The 19,547-nt window shown below is 71.9% G+C and carries 20 protein-coding genes; 6 read left to right on the forward strand and 14 right to left on the reverse strand.

Annotated elements, in window-relative coordinates; all coding sequences use genetic code 11:
• Positions 1-333 precede the first annotated feature (333 nt).
• The 5 genes from ACYVD5_RS08395 to meaB form a co-directional block, all read right to left on the reverse strand.
• Complete coding sequence (locus ACYVD5_RS08395; protein ID WP_461000373.1) at positions 334-1,047, reverse strand: cytidylate kinase-like family protein; 714 nt, start codon at positions 1,045-1,047, stop codon at positions 334-336.
• Positions 1,048-1,349: 302 nt separating this feature from the next.
• Entirely contained in the window at positions 1,350-2,300 is a 951-nt protein-coding gene (locus ACYVD5_RS08400) for a co-chaperone YbbN (RefSeq protein ID WP_461000374.1), read from the reverse strand.
• Positions 2,301-2,452: 152 nt separating this feature from the next.
• Entirely contained in the window at positions 2,453-4,183 is a 1,731-nt protein-coding gene (locus ACYVD5_RS08405) for an acyl-CoA mutase large subunit family protein (protein ID WP_461000375.1), read from the reverse strand.
• A 100-nt stretch (positions 4,184-4,283) separates the two neighbouring features.
• Positions 4,284-4,853, reverse strand: coding sequence for a MarR family winged helix-turn-helix transcriptional regulator (locus tag ACYVD5_RS08410; protein WP_461000376.1), 570 nt, complete (start codon positions 4,851-4,853; stop codon positions 4,284-4,286).
• A 78-nt stretch (positions 4,854-4,931) separates the two neighbouring features.
• A complete protein-coding gene (meaB, locus tag ACYVD5_RS08415; protein WP_461000377.1) occupies positions 4,932-5,879 on the reverse strand; it encodes a methylmalonyl Co-A mutase-associated GTPase MeaB in 948 nt (315 codons plus the stop codon).
• Positions 5,880-6,123: 244 nt separating this feature from the next.
• Between meaB and ACYVD5_RS08420 the strand changes: the two genes are divergently transcribed.
• Entirely contained in the window at positions 6,124-6,552 is a 429-nt protein-coding gene (locus ACYVD5_RS08420) for a PPOX class F420-dependent oxidoreductase (protein WP_461000378.1), read from the forward strand.
• 16 nt (positions 6,553-6,568) lie between these two features.
• Here the strand turns inward: ACYVD5_RS08420 and ACYVD5_RS08425 are convergent, their stop codons facing one another.
• From ACYVD5_RS08425 to ACYVD5_RS08435, 3 genes are all read right to left on the reverse strand, one after another.
• A complete protein-coding gene (locus tag ACYVD5_RS08425) occupies positions 6,569-7,201 on the reverse strand; it encodes a DinB family protein (RefSeq protein WP_461000379.1) in 633 nt (210 codons plus the stop codon).
• A gap of 124 nt (positions 7,202-7,325) precedes the next feature.
• Complete coding sequence (locus ACYVD5_RS08430; protein ID WP_461000380.1) at positions 7,326-8,099, reverse strand: carbon-nitrogen hydrolase family protein; 774 nt, start codon at positions 8,097-8,099, stop codon at positions 7,326-7,328.
• 14 nt (positions 8,100-8,113) lie between these two features.
• Positions 8,114-9,307, reverse strand: coding sequence for an acetyl-CoA C-acetyltransferase (locus ACYVD5_RS08435; RefSeq protein WP_461000381.1), 1,194 nt, complete (start codon positions 9,305-9,307; stop codon positions 8,114-8,116).
• A gap of 85 nt (positions 9,308-9,392) precedes the next feature.
• Between ACYVD5_RS08435 and mce the strand changes: the two genes are divergently transcribed.
• Together mce and ACYVD5_RS08445 are read left to right on the forward strand one after the other, a co-directional pair.
• On the forward strand, positions 9,393-9,824 hold the full coding sequence (mce, locus tag ACYVD5_RS08440) for a methylmalonyl-CoA epimerase (RefSeq protein WP_461000382.1): 432 nt from the start codon (positions 9,393-9,395) through the stop codon (positions 9,822-9,824).
• Between the two features lie 583 nt (positions 9,825-10,407).
• On the forward strand, positions 10,408-11,742 hold the full coding sequence (locus tag ACYVD5_RS08445) for a DivIVA domain-containing protein (protein ID WP_461000383.1): 1,335 nt from the start codon (positions 10,408-10,410) through the stop codon (positions 11,740-11,742).
• Positions 11,743-11,935: 193 nt separating this feature from the next.
• On the opposite strand, the gene ACYVD5_RS08450 is transcribed toward ACYVD5_RS08445, so the two are convergent.
• The 4 genes from ACYVD5_RS08450 to ACYVD5_RS08465 form a co-directional block, all read right to left on the reverse strand.
• Entirely contained in the window at positions 11,936-12,676 is a 741-nt protein-coding gene (locus tag ACYVD5_RS08450) for an alpha/beta hydrolase (RefSeq protein ID WP_461000384.1), read from the reverse strand.
• A gap of 71 nt (positions 12,677-12,747) precedes the next feature.
• Positions 12,748-13,062, reverse strand: coding sequence for an ATP/GTP-binding protein (locus ACYVD5_RS08455; protein WP_461000385.1), 315 nt, complete (start codon positions 13,060-13,062; stop codon positions 12,748-12,750).
• 85 nt (positions 13,063-13,147) lie between these two features.
• Positions 13,148-14,338, reverse strand: coding sequence for a 3-hydroxyacyl-CoA dehydrogenase (locus ACYVD5_RS08460; RefSeq protein WP_461000386.1), 1,191 nt, complete (start codon positions 14,336-14,338; stop codon positions 13,148-13,150).
• A gap of 122 nt (positions 14,339-14,460) precedes the next feature.
• Positions 14,461-14,847, reverse strand: a complete 387-nt coding sequence (locus tag ACYVD5_RS08465; protein WP_461000387.1) for an SCO5389 family protein — start codon at positions 14,845-14,847, stop codon at positions 14,461-14,463.
• Positions 14,848-15,202: 355 nt separating this feature from the next.
• Between ACYVD5_RS08465 and nucS the strand changes: the two genes are divergently transcribed.
• The 3 genes from nucS to ACYVD5_RS08480 all read left to right on the forward strand — a co-directional run bounded on the left by nucS (position 15,203) and on the right by ACYVD5_RS08480 (position 18,572).
• The gene (nucS, locus tag ACYVD5_RS08470) at positions 15,203-15,880 is read left to right on the forward strand and encodes an endonuclease NucS (protein WP_461000388.1); all 678 of its coding nucleotides are present in this window, start codon (positions 15,203-15,205) and stop codon (positions 15,878-15,880) included.
• 206 nt (positions 15,881-16,086) lie between these two features.
• Positions 16,087-17,616 carry a M20/M25/M40 family metallo-hydrolase gene (locus ACYVD5_RS08475; protein WP_461000389.1) on the forward strand — a complete coding sequence of 510 codons (1,530 nt, stop codon included), beginning with the start codon at positions 16,087-16,089 and terminating at the stop codon, positions 17,614-17,616.
• Between the two features lie 347 nt (positions 17,617-17,963).
• Positions 17,964-18,572: a cob(I)yrinic acid a,c-diamide adenosyltransferase gene (locus ACYVD5_RS08480; RefSeq protein ID WP_461000390.1), complete on the forward strand. Its 609-nt coding sequence runs from the start codon at positions 17,964-17,966 to the stop codon at positions 18,570-18,572.
• 49 nt (positions 18,573-18,621) lie between these two features.
• Here the strand turns inward: ACYVD5_RS08480 and ACYVD5_RS08485 are convergent, their stop codons facing one another.
• The gene (locus tag ACYVD5_RS08485) at positions 18,622-18,921 is read right to left on the reverse strand and encodes an MTH1187 family thiamine-binding protein (RefSeq protein WP_461000391.1); all 300 of its coding nucleotides are present in this window, start codon (positions 18,919-18,921) and stop codon (positions 18,622-18,624) included.
• 136 nt (positions 18,922-19,057) lie between these two features.
• Positions 19,058-19,543 (reverse strand): DUF2550 domain-containing protein, encoded by a 486-nt coding sequence (locus ACYVD5_RS08490; RefSeq protein ID WP_461000392.1) that lies wholly within the window; start codon positions 19,541-19,543, stop codon positions 19,058-19,060.
• Positions 19,544-19,547: the final 4 nt, after the last annotated feature.

Raw genomic sequence — 19,547 nt, forward strand, 5'->3', positions numbered from 1 at the left:
GGCAGGGCCGCGGTCATGGCTGGCGCCGGATGGCCGGATGGCCGGCAGGCGCCGGCCCCGAGGCGCAGCGGCGGGCGGCCGACCGGGCGACGCACCGGGGCGCACCCCTCATAGTGCCATCACCAATGATCTCTCGGTGCGGTTCGGCCGTGAGAAAACGGACACGGGCATCGTATGGCGTATCCGGCGCGCGCCGCGAGCGGGCCCATCCGCCGGGTCCGGCCGAGTGGATGGGCCCGGACCGGGCGGCCGGGGTTGCGGCAGGGACCAGGTGGCCCGGTGGGCGCCCCGGCGCCGGACCCGGCCGCCGCCGGGCCCGTTCGAAAAGCACACCTACCGGGCGCGTTCGCGGGCCAGCCGCTCCAGCAGGTCGGCGCAGGTCTCCAGCGCGAAGGCGGTGGAGTCCAGCACCACGTGGTACAGCGAGGGCGATGCCGGATCCACCCGGTAGAAGCGGCGCACATAGGCCGTGCGGGCGCGGTCGTTGCCGCGCAGGTCGCGCGTTGTAGGCGGATGCCACGCCCCGCCGGCGGCACCTGTATCGGCCGCGTCCTCGGCGGTGTCGGCCGCGTCGGAACCGGCGGCCTGCTCGCGCAGCCCGGCCGCCTGGGCGAGCCTGCGCTCGGGCGGGCCGTCGAGCCGGACGTGCAGCGCACGGGGGTCGTCGGCGAGCACACAGGCGCCCGCGCGCCCCAGGACCACTCCCCCGGCCTCGGCGACTTCGCGGATGACCTGCTCCGTGCGGTCCACGAACTCCTGGTCGAACAGCAGCTGCCCGCTGCCTTCGGTGGCGCGGACGTAGGTCATGTCGATGCTGCCGGGCGTGACCGCGGGCAGTCTGGCCGCGCCGGCGAGCAGGCGCTGGAACCCGCTGGGTGCGCGGTCGTCGTGTTCGAGCACGTCCTGCAGAGAGCACCCGATGCCGCGGGCGACGGCCGCGGGGATCGCGCGGTCGACGAAGGCGACACCGAGCCGCTCGGCAAGGGCCGGACCGACAACACTGCCGCCGGCCCCGAAGGGCGCCGATATCGTCACCACGTACGTCATCGTTCTCACCGCCCGGATCGGCCCCGGTGCCGGCGGTATCCGGCACCCGTGCCCCGGTGGTACCCGGCGCGGGGCGCCCGGCCACCTGGACCGCCGAAGCTCTTGGCGGCGGCGCCCGCCGCGGGGGTCGGCCGGCCCCGCCGAACGCACGGTCCGTGTGCAACGCACGGCCGGTGGTTCGGCGGGGCCGGACCCGCCGCTGCGCCCGGAGCCGCGGCTCCGGGCGGGCGAGCGGCGGCGCAGCCTGTACGGCTCTGTTCCGGCCCGGCGCCCGCCGGACCGGACCGGCTGCCGGCCCCGGTCTAGAACAGGGCGGAGGTGAGCGCGCGCCGGGCCTTGGCGACCCGCGGGTCGCCGGGCGGCAGGACCTCGAACAGCGACAGGAGGTGCCGGCGCGCGGTGTCGCGGTCGTCGCCGCTGGTACGGCGCACCGTGGAGACCAGGCGGTCGAAGGCGTCCTCGATCTTGCCGCCGTAGAGGTCGATGTCGGCGACGTCGATCTGCGCCTGCACGTCCTCGGGGTTGTCGGCCGCGGCCTGGCGGCGGGCGTTGGCGTCGAGCGAGCGGACGCGGCCGACCAGGCGGATGTGGGCCAGCTTGAGCTTGGCCTCCTCGTCCTTGGGGTCGGCCTCGACCGCCTTGGCGTAGACGGCCTCGGCGGCCTCGAAATCGCCGCGCTGGAGGGCTTCCTGCGCCTCAACGTCGGCGGCGGTCTGCTCGCCGGCGGGCCCGGCCCCTTCCTGCTCTTCGCCGCCCTCCTGGGGTTCGCCCAGGCCTTCGTAGTCCTCGGGCAGGACGCCCTGCTGGCGCAGGCCGTCGAAGATCTGGACGAGCCACTCGCGCAACTGGTCGTAGGTGGCCGGACCGCCGGGGCCGGGCACGACCTGGCCGCCGATCACCATGGCGACCGTGGGCACCGCCTGCACCCGCATGGCCTGGGCGATCTGCGGGCTGGCCTGCACGTCGACCTTGCCGACCGCCCACCGGCCGCCGGCCTCGATCGCCAGGCGGTCGAGGGCCTTCTCGACCTGGTCCGACTGCTCGGAACGTGTCTGGAGCACCGCCAGGACGACGGGCGCGTTCATCGAACGCTCAAGGAGCTCCTGCTGGAAGTTCTCCTCGTTGATGTCGATGGCATAGGGATTTACGTTGCCGGACGACGCCTCGGCCTGCCGCTTGGCCTCGCGATCCAAGGCCGCCTTGCGAGCTCCGAGGTCGACCGCGCTCTGCATGGAGAAGTCCGAAGGCTGCATGCCTCCATCCTGCCGCATTGCCGACGGTGCCGGTGAAGGATCGCCGCCGCCCGCCGCGGCCGGAGACGGCCGCGATCGGGGCACACGGCCCGGGTGGCGCCCGGCGGCCCCGGGGCCCCACTGCGGCTGCCGGGGCGCCGGGGTTACCACCGTCACATGCGCGGGTTCTCGGTGTAGGTGCCGAACTCCGCACCCATGGTCCAGCAGATCTCGCTGAGGGTGGCTTCGGCGCGGGCGGCCTGCAGGATGACCGGGATGAGGTTGGGGCGTTCGGGGTCGCGCACGGCGGCGAGCAGGTCGGCCAGTGCGGTGTCGACGGCGGCCCCGTCGCGTTCGGCGCGGCGCTCGGCCAGGATCCGTTTCTGCTCGCGTTCGATCTCGTGGCTGATGCGCAGGGTCTCGACCTCGCCGGTGACCGAGGCGGTATGGCAGTTGACACCGACGATGCGTTTCTCGTCCTTCTCCAGCGCCTGCTGGTAGGCGAACGCCGACTCGGCGATCTCGGAGGTGAACCAGCCGTTGTCGATGCCCGCGAGGATGCCCGAGGTGATGGGGCCGATGGCGTGTTCGGCGCCGGCGCCGCCGCCCATGCGCTCGATGCGTTCGAACGTGCGCTCGGCCTCGTCCTCCAGGCGGTCGGTCAGCGCCTCGACGTAGTAGGAGCCGCCGAGCGGGTCGGCGACGTTGACCACGCCGGTCTCCTCCCGCAGCACCTGCTGGGTGCGCAGCGCGATCTCGGCGGAGCGTTCGGTGGGCAGGGCCAGGGTTTCGTCCAGGGCGTTGGTGTGCAGCGAGTTGGTGCCGCCGAGCACCGCCGACAGCGCCTCGACGGCGGTGCGCACCACGTTGTTGTAGGGCTGCTGGGCGGTCAGCGAGACACCGGCCGTCTGAGTGTGGAACCGCAGCCACTGGGCGCGTTCGTCGGTGGCTCCGAAGCGGTCGCGCATCCAGCGCGCCCAGATCCTGCGGGCGGCGCGGAACTTGGCGGCCTCCTCGAAGAAGTCGATGTGGGCGTCGAAGAAGAACGACAGGCCGCGGGCGAGCCGGTTGACGTCCAGCCCGCGCGACAGGCCGAGTTCGACGTAGCCGAAACCGTCGGCGAGGGTGTAGGCCAACTCCTGGGCGGCCGTGGCCCCGGCCTCGCGGATGTGGTAGCCGGATACCGACAGCGGCTTGAACGCGGGGATGTGTTCGCCGCAGTACTCCATCAGGTCGCCGATGAGGCGCAGGTGCGGCTCAGGCGGGTAGAGCCACTCTTTCTGCGCGATGTACTCCTTGAAGATGTCGGTCTGCAGGGTGCCGTTGAGCTTGGTGGTGTCGGCCCCTTGGCGCTCGGCGGCGACCAGGTACATGCAGAAGACCGGGATGGCGGGGCCGCTGATGGTCATGGAGGTGGTGGTTTCGGCCAGCGGGATGCCGTCGAAGAGGATGTCCATATCGGCGGCGGAGTCGACGGCGACCCCGCAATGGCCGACCTCGCCCAGCGCAATGGAGTCGTCGGAGTCGTAACCCATGAGGGTGGGCATGTCGAAAGCCACCGAGAGCCCGCCGCCGCCGGACTCCAGGATCATCCGGTAGCGCTCGTTGGTCTGGCGCGCGTTGCCGAACCCGGCGAACTGGCGGATGGTCCAGGGCCTGCCGCGGTAGCCGCTGGCGTACAGGCCGCGGGTGAACGGGAACTCCCCCGGCCAGCCGATCCGCTCGAAGCCGGGGGCCTCGGAATCTTCCGGCGGGCCGTAGACCGGCTCGACCGGTTCGCCCGAGAGGGTGGTGCGGGATTCCGGAGCGGTGCTGCCCCGCCCGCCGGATCCTGGGGTGCGCGCGGCGTCGTAGCGCGCCTGCCAGCGGGCGCGGCCCGCAGCGATGTCTTCAGGCTTGGCCATACCTCAATAGTAGGACGTCCAACTAAACCTGCATAGTGGTTCCCGGGCGGTGTGCGCCCGCTCCCGGGGCGCCGGCGGGTGCCTGCACTGTCTGCACCGCCTACTCCGCTCCGGTACCGCCGGAAGCCGGGTCGGGCCCGGTGGCGCCGGAACCGCCGCTGCGCTCGGCGGGGAAGTCGCCGAACTCCACGCGGAGCTTGGCCAGGACCGAGTGGATGTGCCATGCCTCCTCGCCGGAGTAGCAGTCCAACCCGAAGTCCATGGCGATCAGGTCGCGGGTGGCCTGCTCGACGACCTCGCGGCCGCTGGCGCTGATCTCGGCGAGCGTGCCGCGGCCGTCGCTGGGGTTGGGCCTGCGGTGCACGAACCCTTGGCGCTCCAGCCGGTCGATGGTGTTGGTGACGCTGGTGGGGTGGACCATCAGCCGCTCGCCGATCTTGCCGAGCGGCAGCGCGCCCGTCGAGCTGAAGGTGAGCAGCACCAGCGCCTCGTAACGCGCGAAGGTCAGCTCGTAGGGCTTCAACGCGGTGTCGAGCTGGCCGATAAGGATCTGCTGGGCGCGCATGATCGAGGTGACGGCGGCCATCGACGGGTTGGCTCCCCACCGCCGCGACCAGTTGTCGTGCGCGCGCTCGATGGGGTCGAACGGAAGATTCAGCGGGTTACCCACGCGGCTACTGTACCGACCTGCGGACCGCGACTGATCGTGTGCTCAAGGCCACCATCCGCCGGTGCCGGGCCGCCCGCCCTACCGGTTCTCCAACGCCGCCAGCACCGTATCGGCGGCCGCGTACGGGTCTCCTCCGGCGGCCACCTCATCGGCGAGTTTGTCCAGCGCGGCGTGCCCGCTCACGTCGGCCAGCCGCCGGGTGAGCACCTCCATGGCGATGCCCTCGATCTCGCGCCGGGCGCGGGCGCGGCGGCGCGCGTTCAGTCCGCCGGAGGTGTCCAGGTGGTCGGCGTGCTCGTCGAGGTGGGCCAGCAGATCGGCCACGCCTTCGCCATCGGCCGCGGCCATGCTCACCACCGGCGGCTTCCATTCGTGGGGTTCCCGGTCGACCTGGGCGACCATCTGGCGCAGGTCGCGGACCGCGGCCCGCGCGCCCTCGCGGTCGGCCTTGTTCACGGCGAGGATGTCGGCGACCTCCAGCACCCCGGCCTTGCCCGCCTGCACACCGTCGCCCATGCCGGGCGCCGACAGCACGACGGTGGTGTCGGCGTGCGCGGCGATGTCGACCTCGGCCTGGCCCACCCCGACGGTCTCGACCAGCACCACCGCGAACCCGGCCGCGTCCAGCACCCGCAGCGCGTGCGGCGCCGCCCAGGACAGCCCGCCCAGGTGGCCCCGGGTGGCCATCGACCTGATGTAGACGCCGGGGTCGGTGGCGTGCTCCTGCATCCGGACCCGGTCGCCGAGCAGGGCGCCGCCGGTGAACGGCGAGGAGGGGTCGACAGCGAGCACCGCGACGCTGTCGCCGCGTGCCCGCAGCGCCTTGACCAGTGCGCTGGTCGAGGTGGACTTGCCCACCCCGGGCGCGCCGGTCAGCCCGACGATGCGCGCGCGGCCGGTGTGTTCGGCGAGCCCGGCGACGATCGCGCGCAGCTGCGGCGCGGAGTCCTCCACCAGGGATACCGCCCGCGCCAACGCCCTGCGGTCGCCGTGCAGCACCCGCTTGACCAGGTCTTCGCCCTCCATCGGGCTCCCTTCACACTTGCCGCCGCGCCGCTTGGGCATCCGAGTATCCCAACCCCGGCCACCGGACGCACCCGGCGGCCCCGGGTTGAACGGGAAGCGGCCTGCGGGGGAACGGCCGCACGGCGCCCCCGATCAGCGCCGCCCTCCCGCGGGTAGCAGGTGGCAGATTGCAGGTAGCAGCAGCGCGGGCCGGCGCCGGACAGCCGGAACCATGGACCCCCGGATAAGGGAAAGAGGCGCACCCATGGCGTTCACCGAAGAAGAGGCGGCGTATCTGCATTCGCACCCGATGGGCCGCCTGGCCACCGTGGCGGCCGACGGCCAACCCGACGCCGTTCCGGTCGCGGTCGAGTTCGACGGCGACCGTTTCTGGGTCGGCGGCGGATCGACCGTGACCCGCACCCGCAAGTTCCGCAACGTTGCCGCCGGCTCCGACCAAGTCGCCCTGGTGATCGACGACATGGTGTCCTTCGACCCGTTCGCCGCCCGCGGGATCCGCATCTACGGCCGCGCCGAGCAGCCGTTCGAGCGCGAGGGCATGGTCGGTCCGGGCGCCTACATGCGGATCACGCCGACCGTGTCGTGGAGCTGGAATCTCGCGGGCGAGCCGGTCGGCGAGAACTGGTACGCGGCCAAGCGCACCGTGCACGGAGACGGGGACGGGGGCCGGTAGCCGGGAGCCCTGGCGCTCAGTCCGCGTCGCCGGTCGTGCCGTCGGTCTGCTCGCGCAGGATGTCGCCGTGGCCGGCGTGGCGGGCGGTCTCCTCGATCATGTGCAGCATGATCCAGCGCAGCGACAGCCGCGTGTTCCGCAACTCGTCGTGGGCGAAGGAGTCATCGAGGGAGAACCGGGCGGCGGTCGCGCGCGAACGTGCGCATTCGCGCTCGTAGGCCGCGGTCAGCGACGCCAGGGTGGCGTCTCCGGGCACGCCCCACGAGTACCCGGGGTTGGCGGGGTCCAGACCCAGCTCCGCGGGATCGCGGCCTGCCACGATCCGCTGGAACCAGTTGCACTCGACGATCGCCAGGTGGTGCAGCAAACTCGCCAGGGTCGTATCGGAGGGGACCAGGCGCCGGTGCGCCTGCTCCTCGGTGAGGCCGTTCGCCCTGTGCACGACAACCCAGCGGAGGTAGTCGAGGAAGGTCTCCAGCGACTCGCGTTCGCCACCGGTGGCCACGCCGAGCACCGCCCGCCGGGCCGAGTCCAGGTCGGTGATGGCGGCACCGCCCTGGGAGCCGCCGGCGGCGGCCGCACCGTTCGGTTCGGCCGCGTCGGGGCCGGAGGCCGCGGAGGTGGTCTGCGGGGCGGAGTCATCACGCATACCCGCAAACCTAAACGCACCGGCCCGCCCGCGGGAAGCCCGGCGAGCGCCGGAATCCGCCGCAAGCGCGGGCTTCGCGGGCCTGCCGCGGCGGCGCGGGAACCGGCCGCCGGGCCGGCAGGGCTCAGGCCAGCACGGTGCGGACGATGGCGCCGGGGGCCGCCCCCGCCCGTGCGGCGAGGGTGCCGCCGGGCCGCCACACGCCCGAGTGCCCCAGGGCGGCCGAGTAGCCGCCTCCGGTGGAACCGGCGAAGCTGCTCACCGCGACCCACATCCCGTGCTCGGAGGCCGCGCGGACGGCGCGGGCCTCCTGGGTGGCCGCCGCATCCGCGTGTTCGAGGACCGCGGCGACGTAGACGCCGGCCCCCAGCGCCGCGGTGTCTGCGGCGTGCTGGGCGGCGCCGAGGTCCTTGCACACGGCCAGGCCCAAGCGGTGGCCGTCGACGTCGAGTACGGCCGGGCCCGGTCCCGGCTCGAACCGGTCGGGTTCGGCCCCGCCGAGCCACACCTTGCTGTAGGCGCGGGCCGCCCCGGAGCCGTCGACGGCCAGCATCGCGATGTGCTCGGCACCGTTCTCGGCCCGCACCGGGGCGCCCACCAGCGCGAGCGCGCCCGCCCGGGCGCACGCCAGCACGATCGGCGCGATCCGGGGGTCGTCGGGCGCGATGGCGGGGGCGTCCAGCTCGTAGCCGGTCAGCGACAGCTCCGGGAAGACGACGACCCGGGCGTCGGCGGCGCGGATGGCTTCGGCGTGCACGGACGCGTTCGCCGTTACGTCGTAGGGCACGCACGGGGGTTGGGCGACCGCGATGACCAGCGGCTCGCCAGTGCCGGGGGCGTGCGGGCCGCCCGGTCGGCCCGGTTGCGGGCCGAGGGGGTGCGCCGCGCCGCTGTCCATGGCCGGCCCCGCCCTCAGGCGCCGGGCACGGTGAACAGCAGCGCGTCGCCCTGGCCGCCGCCGCCGCACAGTGCCGCCGCGCCGAGGCCGCCGCCCCTGCGCCGGAGTTCGTACACCAGGTGCAGGGCCAGCCGGGCGCCGGACATGCCGATGGGGTGGCCCAGCGCGATGGCGCCGCCGTCGGGGTTGACGAACTCCGCATCCTCGCCGATGCCGAGGTCGCGCATCGACTGCACGGCCACGCTCGCGAATGCCTCGTTGATCTCGATGAGGTCGAGGTCGGCGACGCCGGCGCCGGCCTTGCCCAGGGCGCTGCGGATGGCGTTGGACGGCTGGGACTGCAGCGCGTTGTCGGGGCCGGCGACGTTGCCGTGCGCGCCCACCTCCGCCAGGATCTCGCAGCCCAACTCCTCGGCCTTGGCGCGGCTCATGACCACGACCGCGCACGCGCCGTCGGAGATCTGCGAGGAGGAACCCGCTGTGATGGTGCCGCCGGGGTCGAAGGCCGGCCGCAGTTTGCCCAGGCTTTCGGCGGTGGTGTCGGCGCGTACGCCTTCGTCCTCGGTGACCAGGCGGTCCTCGCCCTTGCGCTGGGGTACGCGCACCGGTGCGATCTCGGCTTCGAAGCGCCCGTCCTCGGTTGCGGCGGCCGCGCGCTGGTGGGAGCGGGCGGCGAAGGCGTCCTGCTCTTTGCGTCCGATGCCCAGGCGGGCGTTGTGGCGTTCGGTGGAGGCACCCATGGAGTCGCCGTCGAAGGCGTCGGTCAGCCCGTCGTGGGCGGTGGCGTCGAGCACCTCGACCGATCCGTACTTGTAGCCGTGGCGCGCCTTGGGCAGCAGGTGCGGCGCGTTGCTCATCGACTCCATGCCGCCGGCCACGACCACGTCGAACTCGCCGGCGCCGATGAGCTGGTCGGCCAGTGCGATGGAGTCGAGCCCGGACAGGCACACTTTGTTGATGGTCAGCGATGGCACGCTCATCGGGATGCCGGCTTTGACCGCCGCTTGGCGGGAGGGAATCTGGCCCTGTCCGGCCTGCAGGACCTGGCCCAGCACGACGTAGTCGACCTGCGCGCCGCCGATCCGGGCGCGGTCGAGTGCGGACTCGATGGCGGCGGCACCCAGTTCCACCGCCGAGAAGCCGGACAGCGACCCGAGCAGGCGGCCGACGGGGGTCCGCGCTCCACTGACGATGACGGATCCGGGCATTAGCGAGCCTCCGTTGGGTTGGTGCGCACCTTGTCTGCCACGATACAAATATGCCCTATTTCGGGCTTGTTGGGAGGTGGATTCCTTGCTGACCCGCATCGACCACGTAGGCATCGCTTGTGTCGACCTTGACGCGACCGCCGATTTCTACCGCAGGGTGCACGGCTTCGAGGTCGCCCACGAGGAGGTGAACGAGGAGCAGGGGGTGCGCGAGGCCATGCTCCGGGTCAACGGTACCGACGACGGTGCGGCCACCTACCTTCAATTGCTCGAACCGATCCGCGGTGACTCCCCCGTTGCCAAGTTCCTGGCGCGCAACGGCGAAGGGGTGCACCACATCGCGTTCGGCACGGGCGATGTCGCCGGGGATGCCGCGGAGATCGGCGGCAAGGGGGTGCGGGTGCTCGACGAGTCCCCGCGCCGGGGGACGGCGGGTTCGGCCATCTCGTTCCTGCACCCCAAGGACTGCGGCGGGGTGCTGACCGAGCTGGTGCAGGCGCCCGTTACCGAACCGTAGACCGCCGACCGGCGGTGCCCGCAGCGCTGCGGGTGCTCCGTGCGCTGCGCCCCGCCCGCTGCGGCGGCAACGGCGGCGGATGCGCGCAGGGCCGTGGAGGACACCCGGGCTATGCTGGGGGCATACTGCGATGCGTCCCTCCGCGGATGCGGGCTGCAACGAAACCGTCACATCCGGCATCGTCGCACGTCCCAGCCTTACCGGCGTGTTCCAACCCCCATCCGTGTGCCGGAAACCCTCCTCTGCGGGGCGTTGAGCTTGATAAAGTCTGCTAGCTACCGGGACTTCCGGTACGAACCGTCCCCTGCCCGTCACGCCCCGCCGAGTCGGGCACGCTGCGCTATATGTCGATATAAATCGGCAAGACTCCTCAACTCCGCATTCCGTACCAATGGCACGAACTCGCCCACGGGCGCCTTGCGCCCGGAGTACCCTCCCTGGGAGTACTTACCCCTGGGAGTACTTGCGATTCCGCTGGATCGTGGCGAGAGGAGCGGCCGCACGCGCCGATGCCGGTTCGCCCGCGACTCGACACGAACACCCGTAATGTAGCCGTCTCGTCACTCGTTCAGGATTCCGCCACATGTCGTCGTCCGATATTGAAGCCCAGCTCACCAATTTCTTCGAGGAAGGCAACCAGGCCACTGAGTTCGACGTGGTCCTGCGCGGTTACGACCGGCAGCAGGTGATGTCCTTCGTCGACCAACTCAAGTCCGACCTGCAGCAGGCCCGGGAAGACTCCGAGCAGAGCCGGAACGACCTTGCCGAGGCCAAGCGCCAGCTCCAAGAGCAGGAACGCCCCACGTACTCCGGTCTGGGGGCGCGCATCGAGCAGCTGCTGCGCCTGGCCGAGGAACAGGCGACCGAGCTCGTGCAGGGTGCTCGCGCCGAGGCCAACGACATCAAGTCCGAGGCCAAGATCGAGGCCGCCGAGATGCGTTCGGCCGCCGAGAACGAGGCCAACGACCTGCGCACCACCGCCCAGCGCGAGGTCGACGAACAGCGGGCCTCCGCCGAGAGCGAGGCCGAGGAGATCCGCACCACGGCCCGCCGCGAGGCCGACGAGCTGACCTCCACCACCGAGCGCGAGGTGCAGAAGAAGCGTTCGGCCGTCGACCACGAGATCGCCGAGAAACGCGCCACCTTCGAGGGCGAGATCGCCAAGCTGCGCACCACCACCGAACGCGAGTGCGCTCAGGCGCGCGCTTCGGCCAAGCGCGAGCGCGATGAAACCCTGCAGACCGCCAAGCGCCAGGCCGACGAAATGCGCGCCCAAGCGCAGCGCACCCTGGAGGAGAGCGAGGCCAAGCGGGCACAGGAGGAGGCCGAGTTCGAGATCCAGCTCGCCGGCCGCCGCGAAGAGGCCGAGCGCCAGGACGCCGAGCGGCTGGCCGCCGCCCAGGCCGCCACGCAAAAGCTGGTCTCCGAGGCCGAGGAGCGGGCCGCCAGCGCCGAACAGCGGGCCACCAAGGCCAGCACGCAGGCCGAGCAGACCCGCCGCGACGCCGAGCACCACGCCAAGCAGCTCGTCGCCAACGCCAAGAAGAACGCCGACCAGATCACCGCCGAGGCCAAGTCCAAGGCCGATCACATGGTCAGCGACGCCAAGTCCGAGTCCGAGCGCATCATGGGCATCGCCCAGCAGGAGGTCGACGAGAAGAGCCGCCAGCGCGACAGCATCCAGTCGCACCTGGACCAGCTCCGCCAGCTCCTCGGCGGTGGTGGCGGCGGCGACGCGGCCGCTGCTCCCGCGGCGCCGGCGCCCGCCCAGGTGGCCGCCTCTTCCGAGCAGCCCGCGGCGATCGAGTCGCAGGGCCAAGGCCAGGGGCAGGGCCAGCAGCAGGCCGCGCCGGCCGCCAAGCAGCCCGTCGGCGCGGCCGCGGGCGACAAGGACGACGAGGACTGGTGGCAGGAGTAGCCACCGGGTCGGCGTCCAGCGCCGGTGCAGCCGGGCTGCACCGCGAGTAGACGGCGAAGGCCCCGGCCCCCGGATTCACCGGGCGGCCGGGGCCTTCGCATGTTTCGGACCGGCGGCGCAGCGTGCCCGCCCGCCGGGGCGGCCCGGTCGGCCGGCACCGCTCCTCTGGCCGCGGACCGGGTTCGACCGGCTGTCAGCCCGATTGGACGTCGCGCTCGTAAGGGCCGTCCCACTCCACCGGAAGCGGGACCTCGGCGCCGGGGGCGACGTGTTCGACGATATGGTTCAGCACGGTGCGGACGTAGGGCTCGCCCACCCACAGGTGCTTGGCGCCCTCAACCGCGACCACCTCGGCCTGGCCCACGCGCGCGAAGCGCTTGCGGGCCTCGTCGGGCCGCAGGTAGTCGTCGAACTCCGGGATGAGCGCGACCACCGGCTTCCCGGAGTCGGCCCACACGTCCAGGTCGCCGTCGGCGGTCCGGTGCAGCGGCGGCGACAGCAGGATCGCGCCTTCGACCTCGGGGTCGCAACCCCACTTCAGCGCCAGTTCGGTGCCGAAGGACCAGCCCAGCAGCCACGGCCGCGGCAGCCCTTCGAACTCGGCGTACTCGATGGCCGCCGCCACGTCGTAGCGCTCGGCCTCGCCCTCGCCGAACTCGCCCTGGCTTTTGCCGTGCCGCGACTCGGTGCCGCGGGTGTTGAAACGCAGCACCGCCACGTCGGCCAGCGCGGGCAACCGGAAGGACGCCTTGCGAAGCACATGGCTGTCCATCATCCCTTCGGCGGTGGGCAGCGGGTGCAGGCACACAAGGGTGGACTGCGGCGGCCGGCCCTCGGGCAGGGCCAGTTCACCGACGAGTTCGAGGCCGTCGGCGGTGTGCAGGGTGATGGGGCGGCGCTCAGCGGGCAGCACCGTTGTGGCGCGGATCTGCATGGGTCCTCGGTTCACTGGGGTGGCGGCGCGGCGGCGGGCACCTGCCGCGCCGGACGGCGGCCGGAGCGGGGTCAGCGCCGCGGATGGCGGGCGCCGCGGTGGGCGCGGCGCTCCCAGCAGGACGAGTGCCAGTGGCGGCGGTCCTCGCCGTCGCCGAAGGGCCGCCAGGCCACCACGTGCGGCATGGCGGGCGGGATGTCCTGCTGGCAACCGGGGCAGCGGTAGGTCTTTGTGGCGGCCGACCCGGTGATGCGGCGCAGGGCCCATTCGCCGTCGGGGCCGTTCTCGCGGCGCTCGGCGCCGGTGATCCGTTGGAACACGGTGTCGGCGTCGTTCGGCTGGCTCTGGCCCCCTCGGCGGCGGGGCGTATTGCGGCGCGGACTCACGCTTCCAGGGTACGGGCGGCGCCGGAGCCGCTCCGACACCAGGTGGTGTCTGCGGCCCCGGACGGGCGCAATGGTGTCAGCGCGCTCAGCGCAAGGTGGCGCGGTCGTCGGCCAGCAGTTCGGCCAGCAGCGGCGCCCACTGCGCCGGGTAGCGGTGGGCCAGGGACATACTGCTCAGCACCCCGGCGACCCAATCGGTGCCGCGTTCGTCAAGGAGCTCCAGCGGCCCTTGCGGGTAGCCGCAGCCGAAACGCATGGCGGTGTCGACGTCGTCGGCGGTGGCGTAGCCGTCGCCGACCATCCGCAGCGCGTCGTCGATGTGCGGTGCCAGCAGCATGCCCGCGAGGTCGAAGCCGTTCGCCCCGCTGCGCACCCGCTCGGCCGGCGCCCCGGTGGGCACGGCCTCGGCCGGTTCGGTCTCGCGGCCGTGGTCGTAGAACCCGCGCCCGGACTTGCGGCCCAGGCGCCCGGCGGCGACCATGCGGCGCAGCAGCGGGGAGGCGGCGTAGCGGGGGCTGCGGAACTCCTCCCACAGCACGTCCAGCACCGCCAGGCACACGTCCAGCCCGACCAGGTCGGCCAGGGTGAGCGGGCCCATCGGCAGCCCGGCGCCGGCGGTGACGGCGGAGTCGATCTCCTCGCGCGAGGCGATCCGCCGCTCGTAGACCGAAACGGCGCCGTTGATGAACGGCACCAGCAGCGCGTTGGCGACGAACCCGGCGCGGTCGGTGACCACCACGGGGGTCTTGCCGATGCGCTTGGCCATCTCGGCGGCGATGTCGACGGTGGTCTGCGCTGAGGAGATCGTGCTGACGACCTCGGTCAGTTTCATCACCGGCGCGGGGTTGAAGAAGTGCAGGCCCACGACCTTGTCCGGGCGGCCGGTCAGCGCGGCGATCTCGGTGACCGAAAGCGAGGAGGTGTTGGTCGCCAGAATGGTGCCCGGCGGGCAGATGCGGTCAAGGTCGGTGAACACGTCGCGTTTGAGGTCCATCCGTTCCGGAACGGCCTCGATGGCGAAGTCGGCGTCGCGCAGTTCGTCGCGATCGGTGCTGAAGGACATGCGGCCGAGGATCGTGCTCTGCTCCTCGGGCTTGAGCTTGCCCCGGTCCACCGCCTTGGCCAGCGACCTGTGCACGTGGCCGCGGCCGCGTTCAACAGCGCCGGCGTCGATCTCGACGCCCGTTACCTGGAACCCGGCGCGGGCGAACACCTCGGCGATGCCGGCACCCATCGTGCCCAGGCCGACCACTCCGACCTTGTCAAATTCCTGCATGCGCCCAGCCTACGCGCCTGCGGCAGGGACGCGGCAGCGAGGCCGCGGCCGCTGGCAGGCCCCCGCGGCGCCGTCCGGGGAGTCCGGCGCCGCGGGGTGGTGTTGGGGTGCGAGTCAGGCCCTCAGCAGTCGACGAGCTCCGGAGACTGGTTGAGAAGCTGGGCGCGCGGTGTAACGAACTCCTCGTAGGCGGTGTCGGCGCCGGGCTTGAACAGCGCGACCTTGTGGCAATTCTGGAAGGCCAGCCGCATCCCGAAGTGGTTCTCGACGGCGGCGCGCATGGCGTCGCTGGCAAGCAGCCGCAGCAGCTGGCCGCGCTCGGCCTCGCCGGGCGGCGGCACCTCATTGGCTTCGAAGGGGGCATCGCCGGCCGTCGCGCGCTCGGCCAGCCCGCTGACCACGCTCCAGGCGTAGGGGAGTGATTCGCGGATACAGGCGATGAAGTCGGCGTTGTCGACGGGGCCCTGCTCGGCCTTTTGCAGGAGTTCCGGCGAAACCGTCAGCGACATGGACGTCCCTCTCTTGGTTGCGACTGGTGCCAGGCGTGGCGGCAGAGGCGCGGAAGCCGCGCAGGTGCGCCGGCTCCGGCCGTTGCCGAAGATCGTGCGGCACCGGTCTGCGACGTTAGTTCCCGGCACGCGGCGCGTCACGGCGCCGCAGGGCCACATCTGGGTATCTCCAACGCTACACGAAAATGGTTATCATTTTCGCGGCATGCTCGCGGATTGGGGAAATCGCGCGCCGGAACCGATCGGTGCCGCCCCTGCACGCGCCGCCCCGCGGCCTCCTCCGACCGCGCGCGGGCCGGACCGACCGCCGCGCACCGCCCGCAGCAACCCCTGCGCGCAGCTAGGATCGTGCAGCGTGAGACTCGTGATCGCCAGGTGCAGCGTCGACTACGCCGGCCGCCTTACCGCCCATCTGCCCATGGCCCCCCGGCTGCTGCTGTTCAAGGCCGACGGCTCGGTCTCGGTACACGCCGACGACCGCGCGTTCAAGCCGCTGAACTGGATGAACCCCCCGTGCTCGGTGAAGGAGGCGCCGCAGGACGACGGGACCGAGGTGTGGACCGTCACCCACGGCAAGTCCGGCGAAAAACTGGTGCTGCACATCGAGGAGATCCAGCACGACAGCTCCCACACCCTGGGCGCCGACCCCGGCCTGCAGAAGGACGGCGTCGAAGCGCACCTGCAGGAGCTGCTCGCCGAACACATCACCACGCTGGGCGACGGCTATACGCTGATCCGCCGGGAGTACCCCACCGCCATCGGCCCGGTCGACATCCTCTGCCGCGACGGCGACGGCGCCACGGTGGCCGTTGAGCTGAAGCGCCGCGGCGACATCGACGGCGTCGAACAACTCACCCGCTACCTGGAGCTACTCAACCGCGACCCGGCGCTCAGCCCGGTCAAGGGGCTCTTCGCCGCCCAGGAGATCAAGCCGCAGGCCCGCGTACTGGCCGCCGACCGGGGAATCGGCTGCGTAACGCTCGACTACGACGCGCTGCGCGGCATCGAGCCCGATACGCCGCGCCTGTTCTAGGGCCGGGGTTGGGGCGGGGCCGCGCACAACCGTCAATAACACCACAGATCACCGGCGCCGCGGAAGGCATCTGGCAGGATGCGGCAAACTCGGGCATACCACCTTGCTCCACGCCACACAGCAGTGACAGGCTGCACGGTACCTCGCACGATTAGCGCCCGTCTCATCACCCTGAGTAGACGGGTGTCCGCAGCAGGAGGACGCCAGTGCCCACAAGTCAATCCGGACCCTCCCCCAGTGTCCGGCGCCGCCTCCAGCCGACCGCCAAGCGCCTCGCCTGCGCGGGAGCCTCGGTCACGCTGGTGCTCGGCCTCGGCCTCGCCCCCGGTAGCGCGCACGCCGACAAAGCCGTGCTGCCGACTCTGGTCACCACCGACGGTATCCGCGAACACATCGAGAACCTGAGCACGATCGCCGAGTACAACGGCGGGAACCGGGCCACCAACACGCCCGGCTACGACGTTTCCGCCGACTACGTGATCGACCAGCTGGAACGCGCCGGCTACCGCCCCAAGCGCGACACCTACGAGTACGAGCTGTTCGAGGAACACTCCGATGCCGTACTCACCCAGACCGCCCCCGACGAACGGAAGTTCGCCGTGGACGAGGACTTCACCACGATGTCCTACTCCGGCGCGGGCGATGTGACCGCCGCCGGGGTACCCGTCGACTACAGCGGTACCGACAGCGGGTGCACCGCCGAGGACTTCGCCGGATTCCCGGAGGGCGCGATCGCGATCATCAAGCGCGGTTCGTGCACGTTCCAGGCCAAGACGGAGAACGCGGCAGCGGCCGGCGCCGCCGGCGTGGTCATCGCCAACAACGTCGAGGGCCCGCTGAACGGCACGGTCGGCGAGGAGTCCGCCATCCCGGCGGTGGGCGCCACCACCGAGACCGGCGACGCGCTCGCCGCCGCGGGCGACTCCCTGGAGCTGCGGCTGAAGGTCGACTCCTCGGTGACCACGCAGACCTCCTACAACATCGTCGCCCAGACCCGCGGCGGCAAGCGCGACAACGTCGTCATGGTCGGCGCGCACCTCGACAGCGTTCCCGAGGGCCCCGGCATGAACGACAACGGCAGCGGCGTGGCCACCATCCTGGAGACCGCCCAGCAACTGGCCAAGCTCGATGCCCCCAACAACCGGGTGCGGTTCGCCTTCTGGGGAACCGAGGAGCAGGGCCTGGTCGGCTCCACGAAATACGTCGAGGGGCTGAACGAGCGCCAGCTCGACCGCATCGCGCTCTACCTGAACTTCGACATGGTGGGCTCGCCCAACTACGGCCGCTTCATCTACGACGGCCGCGGCGAGTTGGAGGGCTCGCTGCCGCCGCCCTCGGGATCCGGCGCCATCCAGAAGCTCTTCGAGGACTACTACGAAGAGCAGGATCTGGTGACCGAGCCGACCGAGTTCAGCGGCCGCTCCGACTACAGCGCCTTCATGGAGGCCGGGATCGCATCCGGCGGCCTGTTCAGCGGTGGAGACGGCACAAAGACCGAACAGCAGGTCGAGTACTACGGCGGTACCGCCGGCGCCGACTTCGACCCGAACTACCACACGCCCCAGGACGACATCGACAACATCAACTGGCAGGCGGTCGAGGAGCTCTCGGCCGGGGTCGCGCACTCGGTCGAGACCTATGCCGGCAGCACACTGCCGGTGAACGGTGCGGCTCCGCGGAACTTCGACGCCCGTAAGTTCGATCCCGCCCGAGCGGGCGACCTCTGGCTGCGGTGAGGGCCGGCGGAGGCCGGTGAAACACCGTGCCCGCGGGCGGGAGACAGGTCAACCCGCCCGCGGGCACTGCTGTGGCCGCCATCCGGTCCGGCGGAACGCTCCCTGCGCCGCACCGCGATCGGCCGTTGCGCACGGCACCGGCCCCCCGACCGGTCCGCGCGGCTGAACGCGGGAAGCGGCGCACCCGGCCCTCGGGTGGCCCCCGCCACCACACCCGGGGCGGGCCGCGCTGCGGCCACCAAAGGCTAAACACATAGTGTAGCCATTCCCATGCATAAAGTATCACCACCGGCCGGCGGCGGGAACCGGTCCGCGGCGGCCGGCTCGCGGCAACCTAGAGTTGGGCCATGACGAAACAGGACTCTGACACTCCGGTCGTGCTGTCCAAGATCTACACCCGTGTCGGCGACGACGGCACCACCGCCCTGGGCGACATGAGCCGCACCGCCAAGACCGACACGCGCCTGGTGGCCTACGCCGACGTCGAAGAGGCCAACGCCGCCATCGGGACCGCCCTCGCGCTGGGCGGCGACATAGCCGAGGACGTGCGGACCATGCTCGTCCGCATCCAGAACGAGCTGTTCGACCTGGGCGCCGACCTGTCCTGCCCCGTCGCCCCGCCCGGTGAAGAGCCCGAGTACCCGCCGCTGCGCGTGGAGCCCGCCTACATCGAGCGCCTGGAAAACGAGTGCGACCGCTACAACGCCGACCTGCCGACCCTGCGCAGCTTCCTGCTGCCCGGCGGGTCCCCGGCGGTGGCGCTGATGCACCAGGCGCGCGTGGTCACCCGCCGTGCCGAACGCGGCGCCTGGGCGGCGCTCCAGGAACACGGCGAGACGGTGAACCCGCTGACCGCGCGCTACCTCAACCGGCTCTCGGACTTGCTGTTCATCCTGTGCCGGGTGCTGGGTGCCGACGGCTCCGAGGTGCTGTGGAAGCCGGGCGGCCGGCGCTGAAGGCCGATCCTCAAGCGGCGCGGACCGCCGAGGCGGTGCCGCGCCGCCCTCAGACGTTGCCGAGCTCGCGTTCCACGGCCTCGACCTTGCTGCTGAGGCCGTCCGCGACGCCTTCGCGGATGTCGGCTTTGAGGGTCAGGCTGACCCGCGGCGAACCTTCGCCCGCGGCGGCGACGGCGCGTTTGACGACGTCCATCACCTCGTCCCACTCGCCCTCGACGCTGGTGAACATCGCATCGGTGCTGTTGGGCAGGCCGCTCTCGCGCACAACGCGCACGGCGCGGGCCACCGCGGGGGCAACGGAGTCGCCGCCCGAACCCATCGGAGTTACGGAGAATGCCACGATCATGCCGCCAGCTTAGTCGGGCGGCCCGGGCGGATCCGGTTGGGCGCGGCGGTGCGTGTCGCGGCCGCACGCCGCCCGCCCAGGGGCCGAGCGCGGCCCGGCGGTGCTGAGGGTCGGCTGTGCTGAGGGTCGGCGGGGGTCAGGACTGCCAGTGGGTCCCCGGCGGCATCGATTCCAGCCACGACAGGAAACCGGTCAGCGCGCTGTCGGTCATGGCGAGTTCGCAGACCGGTTCGGCGGGATCGGAACCGTCGGCCGCGGCCCAGGCCACCTCGATCACCACCAGGTCCAGTGTCAGCTCGCGCAGATCGCCCGGGGTGGGGTCGCGCCGGCCCAATACAACAAGGCCGCGGCGCGACAGCTCTGCTGTCGGCCGCGGCCAGAGTGAAAGGACCCGGTACCAGCGCAATTCCTCGCTGCCGTACCGGCCGAGTCCCATGCGCCAGGGGGAGGCCTGGGAGTCGGCGCCCATCCGCAAATAGCACTCGACGGCACCGCCGCCGCGCTCCAGGAAGTAGCGGCGCCCGGTTATGGCGAGCAGGACGGCAACGGCCGCGATGAGGAGCACGATGAACAGCCATTCCGCCGCTCTGAACCACGGTTGGCCGAAAATCAGCTCCTGCACCGGC

This window comes from Streptomonospora sediminis (genome assembly GCF_054778995.1).

Excerpts from the sequence above, each read along its gene's own strand:
- ACYVD5_RS08395 (WP_461000373.1), bottom strand. The coding sequence starts at position 1,047 with ATGACGTACGTGGTGACGATATCGGCGCCCTTCGGGGCCGGCGGCAGT.
- ACYVD5_RS08400 (WP_461000374.1), bottom strand. The coding sequence starts at position 2,300 with ATGCAGCCTTCGGACTTCTCCATGCAGAGCGCGGTCGACCTCGGAGCT.
- ACYVD5_RS08405 (WP_461000375.1), bottom strand. The coding sequence starts at position 4,183 with ATGGCCAAGCCTGAAGACATCGCTGCGGGCCGCGCCCGCTGGCAGGCG.
- meaB (WP_461000377.1), bottom strand. The coding sequence starts at position 5,879 with ATGGAGGGCGAAGACCTGGTCAAGCGGGTGCTGCACGGCGACCGCAGG.
- ACYVD5_RS08420 (WP_461000378.1), top strand. The coding sequence starts at position 6,124 with ATGGCGTTCACCGAAGAAGAGGCGGCGTATCTGCATTCGCACCCGATG.
- ACYVD5_RS08425 (WP_461000379.1), bottom strand. The coding sequence starts at position 7,201 with ATGCGTGATGACTCCGCCCCGCAGACCACCTCCGCGGCCTCCGGCCCC.
- ACYVD5_RS08430 (WP_461000380.1), bottom strand. The coding sequence starts at position 8,099 with ATGGACAGCGGCGCGGCGCACCCCCTCGGCCCGCAACCGGGCCGACCG.
- ACYVD5_RS08435 (WP_461000381.1), bottom strand. The coding sequence starts at position 9,307 with ATGCCCGGATCCGTCATCGTCAGTGGAGCGCGGACCCCCGTCGGCCGC.
- ACYVD5_RS08445 (WP_461000383.1), top strand. The coding sequence starts at position 10,408 with ATGTCGTCGTCCGATATTGAAGCCCAGCTCACCAATTTCTTCGAGGAA.
- ACYVD5_RS08450 (WP_461000384.1), bottom strand. The coding sequence starts at position 12,676 with ATGCAGATCCGCGCCACAACGGTGCTGCCCGCTGAGCGCCGCCCCATC.
- ACYVD5_RS08460 (WP_461000386.1), bottom strand. The coding sequence starts at position 14,338 with ATGCAGGAATTTGACAAGGTCGGAGTGGTCGGCCTGGGCACGATGGGT.
- ACYVD5_RS08465 (WP_461000387.1), bottom strand. The coding sequence starts at position 14,847 with ATGTCGCTGACGGTTTCGCCGGAACTCCTGCAAAAGGCCGAGCAGGGC.
- ACYVD5_RS08480 (WP_461000390.1), top strand. The coding sequence starts at position 17,964 with ATGACGAAACAGGACTCTGACACTCCGGTCGTGCTGTCCAAGATCTAC.
- ACYVD5_RS08485 (WP_461000391.1), bottom strand. The coding sequence starts at position 18,921 with ATGATCGTGGCATTCTCCGTAACTCCGATGGGTTCGGGCGGCGACTCC.